Raw genomic sequence first — 772 nt, 5'->3', positions numbered from 1 at the left:
TCGCCCAACGTTCCGGAGGTTCTCTCGATGAGTGATCTGTTGCCGTTTCTGCGCCTCTATCGCCAACACTGGCTCAGCCTCACCCTTGGTTTGCTGCTGGCGCTGGTGACCCTGGCAGCCGGCATGGGGCTACTCTCCCTCTCTGGCTGGTTCCTCTCCGCCGCCGCCGTGGCGGGGATGACTGTTGCGACGACCCATGCCTTTAACTACATGACCCCAGCGGGCGGGGTGCGCTTCTTCTCCATCATTCGCACCGCCGGTCGCTGGGGTGAGCGGGTAGTGAGCCACGACGCCACCTTCCGGGTACTGACCCGGTTGCGGGTCTGGTTCTGGCAGAAACTCTCGCCGCTCTCAACCGGTACCCTGGCCGGTTTCCGTCAGGCGGATCTGCTCAACCGACTGGTGGCCGACATCGATGCGATGGATCACGTCTATCTGCGGCTGATCACCCCCATAGGCGCGGCCCTGCTCAGCACTGCCGGACTGGTCTTCTTCCTGTCGTTTTTCGACAGTCGCCTCGCCCTTACCCTGGGTGCCATTCTGCTGTTTGGCATGATTGCCCTGCCGCTGGTGTTCTACTTCCTCGGCCGTCGTCCCGGTCAGGCGCTGATTGCCGAAAAATCGACCCTGCGCACCCGGATGGTGGACTATCTGGATGGTCAGGCCGAGCTGCAGATGTTTGCTGCTGCCCCCAAGGCGCTGGTTGAGCTGCAACAGGCCGAACAGGCGCTGCTCACCGCACAGGCCCGAATGGCCAAGGTGAGCGGGCTGG

Annotated in this window: 1 protein-coding gene; it reads left to right on the top strand. The window is 63.2% G+C overall.

The features are described 5' to 3' along the window. Positions 1-27: 27 nt before the first annotated feature. A partial coding sequence (locus tag BN1117_RS05370; RefSeq protein WP_040095482.1) for an amino acid ABC transporter permease occupies positions 28-772 on the top strand: 745 nt, incomplete at its 3' end.

The organism is Aeromonas australiensis, assembly GCF_000819725.1.
In the GTDB taxonomy this organism is placed as follows: domain Bacteria; phylum Pseudomonadota; class Gammaproteobacteria; order Enterobacterales; family Aeromonadaceae; genus Aeromonas; species Aeromonas australiensis.
This window is presented reverse-complemented; position numbering and strand designations above follow the sequence as displayed.